Annotated in this window: 11 protein-coding genes; 8 read left to right on the forward strand and 3 right to left on the reverse strand. The window is 70.5% G+C overall.

The features are described 5' to 3' along the window. Nucleotides 1-42 precede the first annotated feature (42 nt). The 4 genes from AC27L3_RS05725 to AC27L3_RS05740 all read left to right on the forward strand — a co-directional run bounded on the left by AC27L3_RS05725 (nucleotide 43) and on the right by AC27L3_RS05740 (nucleotide 5,735). Entirely contained in the window at nucleotides 43-1,101 is a 1,059-nt protein-coding gene (locus tag AC27L3_RS05725; RefSeq protein ID WP_487232924.1) for a PAC2 family protein, read from the forward strand. Nucleotides 1,102-1,273: 172 nt separating this feature from the next. Beyond that, nucleotides 1,274-1,969, forward strand: coding sequence for an HAD family hydrolase (locus AC27L3_RS05730; RefSeq protein WP_487232925.1), 696 nt, complete (start codon nucleotides 1,274-1,276; stop codon nucleotides 1,967-1,969). A gap of 436 nt (nucleotides 1,970-2,405) precedes the next feature. After that, nucleotides 2,406-3,998, forward strand: coding sequence for an ABC transporter substrate-binding protein (locus AC27L3_RS05735; protein ID WP_487232926.1), 1,593 nt, complete (start codon nucleotides 2,406-2,408; stop codon nucleotides 3,996-3,998). Between the two features lie 144 nt (nucleotides 3,999-4,142). Next, complete coding sequence (locus AC27L3_RS05740) at nucleotides 4,143-5,735, forward strand: ABC transporter substrate-binding protein (RefSeq protein ID WP_487232927.1); 1,593 nt, start codon at nucleotides 4,143-4,145, stop codon at nucleotides 5,733-5,735. Between the two features lie 86 nt (nucleotides 5,736-5,821). On the opposite strand, the gene AC27L3_RS05745 is transcribed toward AC27L3_RS05740, so the two are convergent. Together AC27L3_RS05745 and AC27L3_RS05750 are read right to left on the reverse strand one after the other, a co-directional pair. Continuing rightward, nucleotides 5,822-6,493, reverse strand: coding sequence for a response regulator (locus AC27L3_RS05745; RefSeq protein WP_344434263.1), 672 nt, complete (start codon nucleotides 6,491-6,493; stop codon nucleotides 5,822-5,824). Between the two features lie 15 nt (nucleotides 6,494-6,508). Then, entirely contained in the window at nucleotides 6,509-7,447 is a 939-nt protein-coding gene (locus tag AC27L3_RS05750; protein WP_487232928.1) for a RecB family exonuclease, read from the reverse strand. Between the two features lie 130 nt (nucleotides 7,448-7,577). Here AC27L3_RS05750 and AC27L3_RS05755 point away from each other — a divergent pair, with 130 nt between their 5' ends. From AC27L3_RS05755 to AC27L3_RS05765, 3 genes are all read left to right on the forward strand, one after another. Next, entirely contained in the window at nucleotides 7,578-8,807 is a 1,230-nt protein-coding gene (locus AC27L3_RS05755) for a site-2 protease family protein (protein WP_487232929.1), read from the forward strand. A 219-nt stretch (nucleotides 8,808-9,026) separates the two neighbouring features. Continuing rightward, the gene (locus AC27L3_RS05760; RefSeq protein WP_344434260.1) at nucleotides 9,027-9,914 is read left to right on the forward strand and encodes a tRNA (adenine-N1)-methyltransferase; all 888 of its coding nucleotides are present in this window, start codon (nucleotides 9,027-9,029) and stop codon (nucleotides 9,912-9,914) included. A 185-nt stretch (nucleotides 9,915-10,099) separates the two neighbouring features. Further along, the gene (locus tag AC27L3_RS05765; protein WP_487232930.1) at nucleotides 10,100-10,675 is read left to right on the forward strand and encodes a hypothetical protein; all 576 of its coding nucleotides are present in this window, start codon (nucleotides 10,100-10,102) and stop codon (nucleotides 10,673-10,675) included. 35 nt (nucleotides 10,676-10,710) lie between these two features. Here AC27L3_RS05765 and AC27L3_RS05770 read toward each other — a convergent pair whose 3' ends face one another. Next, on the reverse strand, nucleotides 10,711-11,007 hold the full coding sequence (locus tag AC27L3_RS05770) for a ferredoxin (protein WP_344434258.1): 297 nt from the start codon (nucleotides 11,005-11,007) through the stop codon (nucleotides 10,711-10,713). Between the two features lie 242 nt (nucleotides 11,008-11,249). Between AC27L3_RS05770 and arc the strand changes: the two genes are divergently transcribed. Beyond that, the gene (arc, locus tag AC27L3_RS05775) at nucleotides 11,250-13,016 is read left to right on the forward strand and encodes a proteasome ATPase (protein WP_344434257.1); all 1,767 of its coding nucleotides are present in this window, start codon (nucleotides 11,250-11,252) and stop codon (nucleotides 13,014-13,016) included. Nucleotides 13,017-13,214 lie beyond the last annotated feature (198 nt).

Below are 13,214 nucleotides of genomic sequence, written 5' to 3' on the forward strand. Positions count from 1 at the left end.
CGCGGCAACGGGCCGCGCGCCCCGGTCGGAAGGAGGCGCTGGGTGATCGAGCTTGAGGGGGTTCCCGAGCTGATCGACCCGGTCATGATCTGTGCCTTCGAGGGCTGGAACGACGCCGGTGACGCCGCCTCCGGCGCGGTGGCACACCTCGACCGGGAGTGGAAGGGCGAGGTCTTCGCCGCGCTCGACGCGGAGGACTACTACGACTTCCAGGTCAACCGGCCGACCGTCTGGCTGGACGGCGGAGTCCGCAGGATCACCTGGCCGACCACCCGGCTGTCCGTGGTGCGCGCCCAGGACGCCGGCGGCGGCAGCCCGCGCGACCTCGTCCTGGTGCGCGGCATCGAACCCAGCATGCGCTGGCGGTCGTTCTGCAACGAGATCCTGGGCTTCGCGCACGAACTGGGCGTGGAGATGGTGGTGATCCTCGGTTCGCTGCTCGGGGACACCCCGCACACCCGGCCGGTGCCGGTCAGCGGTGTGACCTCCGACCCGGACCTGGCCCGCACCATGGATCTGGAGGAGTCCCGCTACGAGGGCCCGACCGGCATCGTCGGCATTCTCCAGGAGGCGTGCACGCACGCCGGGGTCCCGGCGGTGAGCCTGTGGGCCGCGGTGCCGCACTACGTCTCCCAGCCGCCGAACCCGAAGGCGACCCTGGCCCTGCTCAACCGCCTGGAGGACCTGATCGACCTGCGCATCCCGCAGGGCGAGCTGCCCGAGGACGCGCGCGCCTGGCAGCGCGGCGTGGACCAGCTGGCGGCGGAGGACAGCGAGGTCGCCGAGTACGTCCAGTCGCTGGAGGAGGCCCGGGACACCGCGGACCTGCCCGAGGCGTCCGGGGAGGCCATCGCCCGCGAGTTCGAGCGGTACCTGCGCCGCCGGGACGGCCAGCCGGGGCAGCCGGGCCAGCCCGGGACGCCGGGCGGGCTGGCCGCCGAGCCGGGGCTCGGCGAGGGCGGCAAGGACTCCTCGTACCTGCGGGACACCGCCAGCGGCCGCACGCGGCCCTCGCGGCCGCCGGCCAAGGACGACGAGGGCGAGTCCGCGGGGCCCGAGGAGGGCCCGGAGGGGCGGGGCAAGGGCCGGGGCGAGGACTGACCGCACGGCCCCGCTGCGCGGCCGTACAGGGCGTCGCAGGTGGTCCCGGTCGTGCAAATAACGACGGGACGCGCCGAGGGGGGCCGCCGTACACTTGTCTGCCCGGTGAAGGCCGGTTCGTCACCCGATGCGGGTGGGGGGCCGGCCTTCTGGCCCCTCAGGAGGTGTGCGGATGACCAGCAGCATTCCCGCAGTGGACACTCGTTCGACGACCCCCGCCCTGCAGGCCGTCCTGCTCGACATGGACGGCACGCTGGTCGACACCGAAGGCTTCTGGTGGGAGGTGGAGGTCGCCGTTTTCGAGGAGCTGGGGCACCAGCTGCTGGAGGAGTGGCGGGAAGTGGTCGTCGGCGGGCCGATGGACCGCAGCGCCGCCTTCCTGATCAAGGCGACGGGCGCCCGGATCGCCCTGGCCGAGCTCAGCGCGCTGTTGAACACCCGTTTCTCCCAGATGATCGGGCGGGGCGTGCCCATGATGCCCGGCGCCCGCCGGCTGCTGGCCGAGCTGGCCGCCCACCAGGTGCCCACGGCCCTGGTCTCGGCCTCCCACCGGCACATCATCGACCGCGTGCTGGCGACCCTGGGCCCCGAGCACTTCACGCTGACGGTGGCGGGCGACGAGATGACCCGCACCAAGCCGCACCCCGACCCCTATCTTCTGGCCGCCGCCCGGCTCGGGGCGGACCCGGCTCGGTGCGCGGTCATCGAGGACACGATGACCGGGGTCACCGCGGCGGAGGCGGCGGGCTGCCGGGTGGTGGCGGTGCCCTCGGTGGCGCCCATCCCGCCGGCGACCGGGCGCACCGTCGTCGGTTCGCTCGAGGAAGTCGATCTCTCTTTTCTCCGGGGTCTGATCACCGCCGGTTGATCGACGGCTGCTTGATCACTTGCCGGCTTGATCATCGAGCGCCGCGGAGAAACTCTGGGCGTTTGAACGAGTGTTTTCCGTGACGAATGTGCTGGCTGAATTCCCGCGGCCGGTGAAGGGCCCCGCGGCGTGACGTTCGTCACCGCCCGCGGGGGCGGCGCGGCGCCTTGCGCGGGTGCGGGTGGGGTATCACGGGGCTTTTGGTGAGCCCTTCTGTCCCAATTGATCATCCAGTGCCGGAATCGTTCCACCGTCCGGATATCGGACATCCCTCGGGTGTTATCAGTGCGTGATATTGCATCAACTTCACCGTGTTCCGGATGCAGTGGCCATGCGCACTAATCTCTTCGCGAGAACTTCACGGCTGCCCGTTTGACCGGCACTCCGCAATCGGTAGGGTCCGGGCACCGAACGCACCACAGGGAGAACCCCGACAATGAACCGCAAGACGCTGGTCCTGCCGACCGTGGCAGGCCTGCTGGCACCCGTACTCGTCGCCTGTGGCGGGACAGGAGCCGGTAAGGACAACGCCATCGTCATCGGCACGACCGACCGGTTCGAGGAGACCACGGACGCGCCCGCGCCCTTCGACCCGGCCGCCGCGTACGACATCGGCGCCTGGAACGTGCTCCACAGCACCTTCCAGACGCTGCTGCGGCTGCCGCGCTCGGGCACCGCGCCCATCGCCGACGCCGCCGAGAAGTGTGCCTTCGGCGACCGCAACAGCGAGCAGTTCCGCTGCACCCTGCGCGAGGGCCTGAAGTTCACCAACGGCCACGCGCTCACCGCCGAGGACGTCAAGTTCTCCATCGACCGCGCCCGGGCCATCAACTTCGAGAACGGCCCCGTCTCCCTGCTGAGCAACATCGACAAGGTGGAGACCCCCAGCGAGCGCGAGGTCGTCTTCCACCTCAAGTCGCCGGACGCCACCTTCCCGCAGAAGATAGCCACCCCGGCCGCCGCCATCGTCGACAGCGAGTCCTACGCGAAGGACAAGCTCGGCAACGGCTTCAAGACCGTCGGCTCCGGCCCGTACAGCCTGAAGACCGACGTCAAGGACGACCGCGTCGTCAAGGCCACCCTGACGAGGAACCCGGACTACAAGGGCCCGCTGAAGCTGCAGAACGACAAGGTCGAGCTGCGCTTCTACGACGACTCCAAGGCCATGGAGAAGGCGCTGAAGTCCGGTGAGATCGACATGATGAACCGGGCCCTGCTGCCCGAGCAGATCGGCCGCCTGCGCGCCGGCAACGACAAGAGCGTCCGCCTGCTGGAGTCGCCCGGCCAGGAGATCAGCTACCTGGCGTTCAACACCGACGACTCCTCGGTCAAGAACAAGGCCGTGCGGCAGGCCGTCGCCCAGCTGATCGACCGCCAGGCGCTGACCCGCGACGACTACGACCGCACCAGCGAGCCGCTGTACTCGGTGGTGCCCATGGGCCTCACCGGCCACCAGAACTCGTTCTCCAACAAGTACGGCGAGCCCAGCGCGGCCAAGGCGCGCGCCATCCTGCAGAGCGCGAACATCACCACCCCGGTGCCGCTGACGCTCACCTACACCACCGACCACTACGGCGAGACGACGGAGAAGTCGTTCAAGACGCTGCAGAAGCAGCTGAACGGCAGCGGCCTGTTCGACGCCAAGCTGCAGGGCGTGAAGTGGGCCGACTTCCGGCCGGAGGCCGCCAAGGGCAAGTACGCCGTCTACGGCATGGGCTGGTTCCCCGACTTCCCGGACCCCGACAACTACGTCGACCCCTTCGTCGGCAAGAACAACTTCCTCGGGTCCAGCTACAAGAACCCGAAGATCATCAACGACCTGATCCCCCAGTCGCGGCTGTCCTCGCAGCGCGACGCCGCCGCCCGCATCTTCCAGCAGGTCCAGGACATCGTCGCCGACGACGTCCCGGTGCTGCCGCTGTGGCAGGGCAAGCAGTACGTGGCCGTGGGGAAGAAGGTCACCGGGGCGGAGTGGGCGCTCAACGCCGCCTCCGAGCTGCAGCCGTGGGAGCTCGGCAGCGGTTCCTGACCCCGTAACACCCGCGTATCACCCGACACGCACCCGCACCACCGCAACACCCGCACCACCGCAACACCAGCTCCACACGCTTTACAGCTCAACACCGTTCAAGACCGTCTCTTCAGCGAACAAAGAACTGTGAGGAACGTGCACGTGAGGAAACGTGACCAGTGGCTCGCCGCCCCGCTCACCGCGGGGCTCGCCGCCGCCCTGCTCAGCGGGTGCGGATCGGAGGACGGCAAGGCGGCCGGCACCGGGGAGTCGGTGGTCATGGGGATGTCGGACGAGGTGCTCGCCACCGACCCGGCCTCCGGTTACGACCCGGGATCCTGGCTGCTGTTCAACAACGTCTTCCAGTCACTGATGAGCTTCCCCAAGGGCAGCACCACGCCCCAGCCGGACGCCGCCAAGCAGTGCAAGTTCAAGGACGAGGGCAGCACCGTCTACCAGTGCACCCTCCAGGACGGTCTGAAGTTCAGCAACGGCCACCCCCTCACCTCCGAGGACGTCGCCTTCTCCTTCCGCCGCACGCTGAAGATCAACGACAAGGACGGTCCGGCGGGTCCGATGCTCTCCTCCATCGGGGACATCCAGACGCCGGACAAGTCCACCGTCGTCTTCAAGCTCAAGCGCTCGGACGCCACCTTCCCCCAGAAGATCGCCTCCGGTGCCGGCTCGATCGTCGACCACACCGAGTACCCGGCCGACAAGCTGCGCACCGACGGCAAGGCCGTGGGCTCCGGGGTCTACACGCTGTCCTCCTTCGACAAGTCGAAGGCCGTCTTCAAGGTCAACGGCTCCTACAAGGGCCCGGCCACCGTGCAGAACAAGGGCATGACTCTCAAGTTCTTCCACGGCGACCAGGGCTCCTTGAAGTCCGCCGTGCAGAAGGGCGACGTCGACCTCGCCTACCGAGGTCTGGCCATGAAGGACCTCGCCGACCTGGAGACCACCTCCGGCGCCAAGGGCGCCCTGACGGTCGTCGAGGGCAACAGCGCCGAGGTCCAGCACCTGGTCTTCAACCTCAAGGACCCGGTCGTCGGCAAGGCCGGCGTGCGCAAGGCCATCGCCTACCTCATCGACCGCAGCGCCCTGGTGCGCGACGTCTACAAGCGCACCGCCGAGCCGCTGTACTCGGTGGTCCCCAGCGGCATCACCGGCCACAAGACGCCGTTCTTCGACATCTACGGCGACCGGCCGCAGCCCGCGAAGGCCGCCGAAGCCCTGCACTCGGCGGGCATCAGCGGCAAGGTCAAGCTCACCCTGTGGGCCACCCCGGTCCGTTACGGCCCGGCCACCGTCGCGGAGTTCCAGGAGATAGCCAAGCAGCTCAACGCGAGCGGCCTGTTCGAGGCGGACGTCCAGAGCGCCCCCATCGACCAGTACGAGAAGGACATCGCGGCCGGCAAGTACGCCGTCTACGTCAAGGGCTGGGTGCCCGACTTCCCGGACCCCGACAACTTCACCGCACCGTTCTTCGGCGACGACAACGTCCTCGCCAACAACTACCAGTCGAAGGACATCGCGGCGATCCTGCCGGCCACCGCCGCCCAGGGCAGCCGCGCCGCCACCGTCGGCGACTTCGCCAAGCTGCAGACCACCGTCGCCCAGGACCTGCCGATCCTCCCGCTGTGGCAGGGCAAGCAGTACGCGGTGGCCAACGAGAACGTCTCCGGCCTGCAGTGGACCCTCGACGCCTCGACCGTCTTCCGGTTCTGGGAGATCAGCAAGTCCAAGAAGGGCTGAGCGGGGCCGGCACGCACCACGCCGGCACAGCACGAAGGGCGGGCCCCGACGGGGGCCCGCCCTTCGCGCGTTCGCAGCGTGGCGGCTCACTGCGCGCCGGGGCGCACCAGACCGCTCTCGTAGGCGTACACCGCCGCCTGCACCCGGTCGCGCAGGCCCAGCTTCGTCAGCACGTGCCCCACGTGCGTCTTGACCGTGGTCTCGCTCACGAACAGATCCGCGGCGATCTCCGCGTTCGACAGGCCGCGGGCCACCAGCTTGAGCACCTCGACCTCGCGCTCGGTGAGCGTGCCCAGGTTGTCCGGCAGCGGTTCCTCGCCCGACGGCAGGTGACCGGCGTACTTGTCCAGCAGCCGCCGCGTGATGCTCGGCGCCAGCATCGCCTCGCCGCCCGCCACCACCCGGATCGCCTGCACCAGCTCATGGGCGGGGGCGTCCTTGAGCAGGAAGCCGCTCGCGCCCGCGCGCAGCGCCTCCACCACGTACTCGTCCAGGTCGAACGTGGTCAGCACCAGCACCTTCGCCGGGCCCTTGCGGTCCGGCCCGGTGATCTGACGGGTGGCCTCCACACCGTCCATGCGGGGCATCCGGATGTCCATCAGCACCACGTCCGGCTGCAGCGCGCGGACCTGGTCCAGCGCCTGCAGGCCGTCGCCGGCCTCGCCGACCACGACCAGATCCTGCTCGGCCTCCAGGATCATGCGGAAGCCGGTGCGCAGCAGCGGCTGGTCGTCGACCAATAGGACCCGGATCGCCACAGGAACACTCCTTCGCTAGACCGCGTCCATTCTGCCCTGACCGTCCCCGGCCGGGGCAGCCGGTCCGTCCTCGCCCGCCGGGCGCTGCGCCGGCAGCGGCAGCGGGTACGGCGGGGGAGTGCCGCCGAACTCCGGGCAGTGCGCCTGGTGGTCGCACCAGCCGCACAGCTTCGTCGGCCGCGGCCGCCAGTCGCCCGTCTCGGTCGCCAGCGAGATGGCCTCCCACAGGGCGCGCAGCTTGCGCTCCACCGCCAGCAGCTCCGCCTCGACCGGGTCGTACGTCAGCACGTCCCCGCTGCCCAGGTAGACCAGCTGCAGCCGGCGCGGCACCCGGCCGCCGGTGCGCCACATCACCAGCGCGTAGAACTTCATCTGGAACAGCGGCTCGGCCCGGTACTGCGGCCCGGGCGCCTTGCCCGTCTTGTAGTCGACGATGCGCACGTCGCCGCTCGGCGCCACGTCCACCCGGTCGACGATGCCGCGCAGCGTCAGCCCCGCCTCCCCGACATCCGGCAGCACCGTCTCCACGTACAGCTCCCGCTCGGCGGGCTCCAGCCGGGTCGGGTCCTCCAGGGTGAACCACCGCTCGACCAGGCGACCGGCCTCCGCCAGCCACCCGGCCAGCCGCTCGGGGTCGTGGGCCCCGTCCTCGCCGAGGAAGAGCTCCGCCAGCTCCGGCCGGGCCGCCAGCAGCTTCTCCCACTCGCCCGGCAGCAGGCCCTGCGCCCGCTCCGGCGTCCGCTCGGCGGCCGGTGCATCGAACAGTCGTTCAAGCACGGCGTGCACCACCGTGCCCCGCGTGGCCGCGGCGCTCGGCTTCTCCGGCAACCGGTCGATCACCCGGAAGCGGTACAGCAGCGGGCACCGCATGAAATCGGCCGCGCGCGACGGCGACAGCGCGGCCGTACGCCCACTGCGGGCGGGGGCGGCGGAAGGGTCGGTGGCGCTCTCCATGACAGAGAACCCTACGGCCCACCGGCGGCTGCAGTCCGCATACCATCGACCGTAGGCGTCCGAAGACTGCATGATGATCTTGAAAGCGCCCGGGACGGGCGGCGGGAGCCGGACGGAACGAGGGGACACCGTGGACAACAGCGGCCAGGGGCGCAGCGGCGGCGAAGAAGCCGGCCGACCGGCCGGGCCCGAGGACCCCAAACCGCCTCGCCCCCGCGAGAGCGGCGGCGGCATCCTCATGGGCCGGCCCTTCGGTGTGCCCGTCTACGTCGCGCCCAGCTGGTTCCTGGTCGCCGCCCTGATCACCTGGGTCTTCGGCGGCCAGCTCGAACGCGTGCTGCCCGACCTCGGCGCGATCCGCTACCTGGTCGCCCTCTTCTTCGCCGTCGCCTTCTACGCCTCCGTCCTCGTCCACGAGCTCGCCCACACCGTCGCCGCCCTCTGCTTCAAACTGCCGGTGCGCCGCATCAAGCTGCAGTTCTTCGGCGGCGTCTCCGAGATCGAGAAGGAGAGCGAGAGCCCCGGCCGCGAATTCGTCCTCGCCTTCGTCGGCCCCCTGCTCTCCCTCGCCCTCGCCGGCCTGTTCTACCTCGGCATGCGCGCCGTCGAGGCCGGCACCGTCCCCGGCGTGCTGCTCGGCGGCCTGATGATCTCCAACCTCCTCGTCGCCGCCTTCAACCTGCTGCCCGGCCTGCCGCTCGACGGCGGCCGCATGCTGCGCGCCGTCGTGTGGAAGATCAGCGGCCGCCCCATGACCGGCACCGTCGCCGCCGCCTGGGTCGGCCGCGCGCTCGCCGTCGCCGTCCTCATAGGGCTGCCCCTGCTCACCCGCGGCGGCGACACCGAGAACCTCCGCGGCGTCGACGCGCTCACCGACGCCATGCTCGCCGCCATCCTCGCCGCGATCATCTGGACCGGCGCCGGCAACAGCCTGCGCATGGCCCGCCTGCGCGAACACCTGCCCGGACTGCGCGCCCGCACCCTGACCCGGCGCGCCGTGCCCGTCACCGCCGCCACGCCGCTGTCGGAGGCCCTGCGCCGGGCCCACGAGGCGGGGGCCCGCGCACTGGTCGTCGTCGACGGGCAGGGCACCCCCACCGCCATCGTCCGCGAGGCCGCCATCGGCGGCGTCCCCGAGCACCGGCGCCCGTGGGTGGAGTCCGGCTCCCTCGCCCAGGAGATCACCGACGGCATGCGCCTGCCGGCCGCCCTGGCGGGCGAGGACCTGCTCGACGCGCTGCGGACGGTGCCGGCGACGGAGTACCTGGTGGTGGAGGAGAGCGGCGAGGTGTACGGCGTGCTGTCCACGACGGACGTCGAACGCGCCTTCGTGGCAGCAATGGCCCGCCCGTCGTCCTAGGGTCGTGTCCGGCGCCCCCTAGGGGCGCGGGGCGTTGTCGATCTGCGGCTGCCGCCGCGTGGGCGCGATCGGCCACCGACGGCCCGCAGTCGACGTGCCACCCCGGGCTCCGGGAAATCTGCGGGCGCGTCGTGGCTTGTCGCGCAGTTCCCCGCGCCCCTACGGGGCGCAGGGCCCCGTGTGGTCGGCTGCTCGCAGAGCACCCGGTAGGCTGGTCACATGTCCGAACCGACCGGTGCCGCCCGCCGTCGCGGGCCCTTCCAGGTCGGGGACCAGGTCCAGCTCACCGACCCCAAGGGACGCCACTACACGTTCACGCTCGAGGCCGGGAAGAACTTCCACACCCACAAGGGTTCCTTCCCCCACGACGAGCTGATCGGCGCGCCCGAGGGCAGTGTTGTCCGCACCACGGGGAACGTCGCGTACCTCGCGCTGCGTCCCCTGCTCCCCGACTACGTCCTGTCCATGCCCCGCGGTGCCGCCGTGGTCTACCCGAAGGACGCGGGGCAGATCCTGGCCTTCGCCGACATCTTCCCCGGCGCGCGCGTCGTCGAGGCCGGAGTGGGCTCCGGCTCGCTGTCGAGCTTCCTGCTGCGCGCCATCGGCGACCAGGGCATGCTGCACTCCTACGAGCGCCGTGCCGACTTCGCCGAGATCGCCCAGGCGAACGTGGAGCGCTACTTCGGCGGCCCGCACCCCGCCTGGCAGCTGACCGTCGGCGATCTGCAGGACAACCTGTCGGACACCGACGTCGACCGCGTGATCCTCGACATGCTCGCCCCCTGGGAGTGCCTGGAGGCCGTCTCCAAGGCGCTGGTCCCCGGCGGCATCCTGTGCTGCTACGTGGCCACGACCACGCAGCTGGCGCGGACGGTGGAGTCCATCCGGGAGATCGGCTGCTTCGCCGAGCCGCAGCCCTGGGAATCCATGATCCGCAACTGGCACGTCGAGGGTCTGGCCGTGCGCCCCGACCACCGCATGATCGGCCACACCGGCTTCCTGGTCACCGCCCGTCGCCTGGCCGACGGCGTGGAGCCCCCGATGCGCCGCCGCCGGCCCGCCAAGGGCGCCTACGGCGAGGACTACGAGGGCCCGAACAAGGGCTGACGTCCACCACGGCACGCACGACACGCGCCGCCGCCGGGTACCGCGCACCGCGGAACTCGGCGGCGGCGCGCGTACGTTGGGCGGCACGCGGGCCCGGGCCCGCTGCTTTCGTACCGCGGGCCCGTGTGGCACGATGCGGAAGATTTCCGTCCTTGCAGTCCCCGCCTCATCAGGAGTCAGCGCGCGTGCAGCCGTCGGCGTCCCTCCCGCACACCCGCTCCCGGCCCGTGCACTGGGTGGTCACCGCGGCCGCGGTGGCCGGCACCGTCCTCGGCGCCGCGCTGGTCGGGCCCGCCGAGGACCGCGCAGAGCCCGTCGCGACCGCAAAGGCGCCCGTCGCGCCGGCGCCGCTGCCGGCCCCCGATCCGGCCGCCGCCCGCTATCCGCTGCAGTGCGGGCCGGCGGGCGTGGAGGTGACCGGCAGGGCCGAGGCCGACCTGGACCGGGACGGGCGGCCGGAGACGGCCGTGGCGGTGCGCTGCCACTCGGGCGCGGGCACCCCGCCCAGCGGGGTGTACGTCCTGGGGGCGCCGCAGGCGCCCGGTGGCGCGCCCCGGGTGCTGGCCACCTTGGTGGACCCCCGGCAGCGGATGAGCGTGACGGCCCTGCAGGCGGCCGCGGGGACGGTTTCGGCCACCCTGCTCGGCTACTCCTCGGCCGGGGTGCCGCGCTGCTGCCCGGATCTGCGCCGGGCGGTCAAGTGGCACTGGCGCGGTGGGAAGTTCGTCCTGGGCGCCCTGCCGGCGCCCGAGGCCGTCTGAACGGTCACCGACCGTCACGCGCGAGCGGTGCCCGGCTACGGAGCGTCGGGCCCGTACACCTCGACCTTGTCGGCGACGCGGCGGACGTGGATGCAGTCGCCGGGGCACTCCTTCGCCGAGTCGCGCACGTCGTTCAGCAGCGGCAGCGGGACGGGCGTGGTGGCACCCTTGTCCTGGAGCAGCTCGTCGTCGGGGCTCTTCACATAGGCCAGCCCGTCGATGTCGAGCTCGAAGATCTCGGGGGCGTACTGCGCGCAGATACCGTCGCCGGTGCACAGGTCCTGGTCGATCCAGACCTCGAGCTCGTCGAGTCCGTCGTCCCGCACAGTCATCTCGCCTGCCGTTTCCTGCATTCGTGAACCAATTGGAGCCAGCCCTGACGGGTGTTGACCGAGTCGACGATACAACCGCCCGCTTTCCGATGTTGATGGGTGGGTATTCCCCTCACGTGAGGACGTGCGCAAGGGTGAAGATCGGACACACTCCTACCGGGTTTGTGATCTAGGGGTTTCAACCTGCACCGGCCCAGGTAGGGTCTGGAAGCGTCCAGCTCCCCTTGGAGGAGGTGAGGACCGTGGCAGCCCACGACGACGACATCAACCGCGGCATCCGGCCGGGGCGGGGGTCCGACGACCCCGCGGGCCAGGTTGCCTATCTCGAGCAGGAGATCGCCGTCCTGCGACGCAAGCTCGCCGACTCTCCGCGTCACACGAGGATTCTCGAGGAGCGGATCGTCGAGCTCCAGACCAACCTGGCCGGCGTCTCCGCTCAGAACGAACGGCTCGCGAACACGCTCCGTGAGGCCCGCGACCAGATCGTGGCCCTCAAGGAGGAGGTCGACCGGCTCGCCCAGCCGCCGGCCGGCTTCGGCGTCTTCCTGACGGCCAACGAGGACGGCACCGCCGACGTCTTCACCGGGGGCCGCAAGCTCCGGGTGAACGTCAGTCCCAGTGTCGAGGCGGAGGACCTGCGCCCCGGCCAGGAGGTCATGCTCAACGAGGCGCTCAACGTGGTCGAGGCCATGGCGTTCGAGCGGCACGGCGACATCGTCACCCTCAAGGAGGTCCTCGAGGACGGCGAACGCGCCCTGGTGATAGGGCACACCGACGAGGAGCGGGTGGTGCGGCTCGCCGAGCCGCTGCTGGACACCACCATCCGCCCCGGCGACGCCCTGCTGCTGGAGCCCCGTTCCGGCTACGTCTACGAGGTCATCCCCAAGAGCGAGGTCGAGGAACTCGTCCTCGAAGAGGTCCCGGACATCGACTACAGCAAGATCGGCGGTCTGGGCAACCAGATCGAGCTGATCCGCGACGCGGTCGAGCTCCCGTACCTCTACCCGGACCTGTTCAAGGAGCACGAACTGCGGCCGCCCAAGGGCGTGCTGCTGTACGGGCCGCCCGGCTGCGGCAAGACGCTCATCGCCAAGGCCGTGGCCAACTCCCTTGCCAAGAAGGTCGCGGAGGTCACCGGCAAGCCCGCGGGGAAGAGCTTCTTCCTGAACATCAAGGGCCCCGAGCTGCTCAACAAGTACGTCGGCGAGACCGAGCGGCACATCCGGCTGATCTTCCAGCGCGCCCGGGAGAAGGCCAGCGAGGGCACGCCCGTGATCGTCTTCTTCGACGAGATGGACTCCCTCTTCCGCACCCGCGGCTCCGGGGTCAGCTCGGACGTGGAGAACACCATCGTCCCCCAGCTGCTCTCCGAGATCGACGGCGTGGAGGGCCTGGAGAACGTGATCGTGATCGGCGCCTCCAACCGGGAGGACATGATCGATCCGGCCATCCTGCGCCCCGGCCGGCTCGACGTGAAGATCAAGATCGAGCGCCCGGACGCCGAGGCCGCCAAGGACATCTTCTCGAAGTACCTGACCGAGACCCTGCCCCTGCACGCCGACGACCTCGCCGAGCACGGCGGGGACGCCAGGGCCACCATCGAGGGCATGATCCAGTCGGTCGTCGAGCAGATGTACGCCGAGTCCGAGGAGAACCGCTTCCTGGAGGTCACCTACGCCAACGGTGACAAGGAAGTCCTCTACTTCAAGGACTTCAACTCCGGCGCGATGATCCAGAACATCGTCGACCGGGCCAAGAAGATGGCGATCAAGGCGTTCCTGGACCACAACCAGAAGGGCCTGCGCGTCTCCCACCTGCTCGCCGCCTGCGTGGACGAGTTCAAGGAGAACGAGGACCTGCCGAACACCACCAACCCGGACGACTGGGCCCGCATCTCCGGAAAGAAGGGCGAGCGGATCGTCTTCATCCGCACCCTGGTCACCGGCAAGCAGGGCGCGGACACCGGCCGCTCCATCGACACCGTGGCCAGTACCGGCCAGTACCTGTAACACCGCCGTCCGGCTGCGGATGTCCCTGTTGTTCCTCCTTCCCCCGCCCCCGGTGGGGGAAGGGCCAGGGCGTCCGCAGCCGGATGTGTTTTGCACCGGGATCTCCACCGGGATCTCCCCGGGGTTCCGCACCGGGATCCACCGGGATCCGCCGGGATCCTCCCGGGGGTCCCCGCACGCTCCTGCACCACCTGCGGG

Source organism: Streptomyces sp. PKA51, assembly GCF_057552455.1.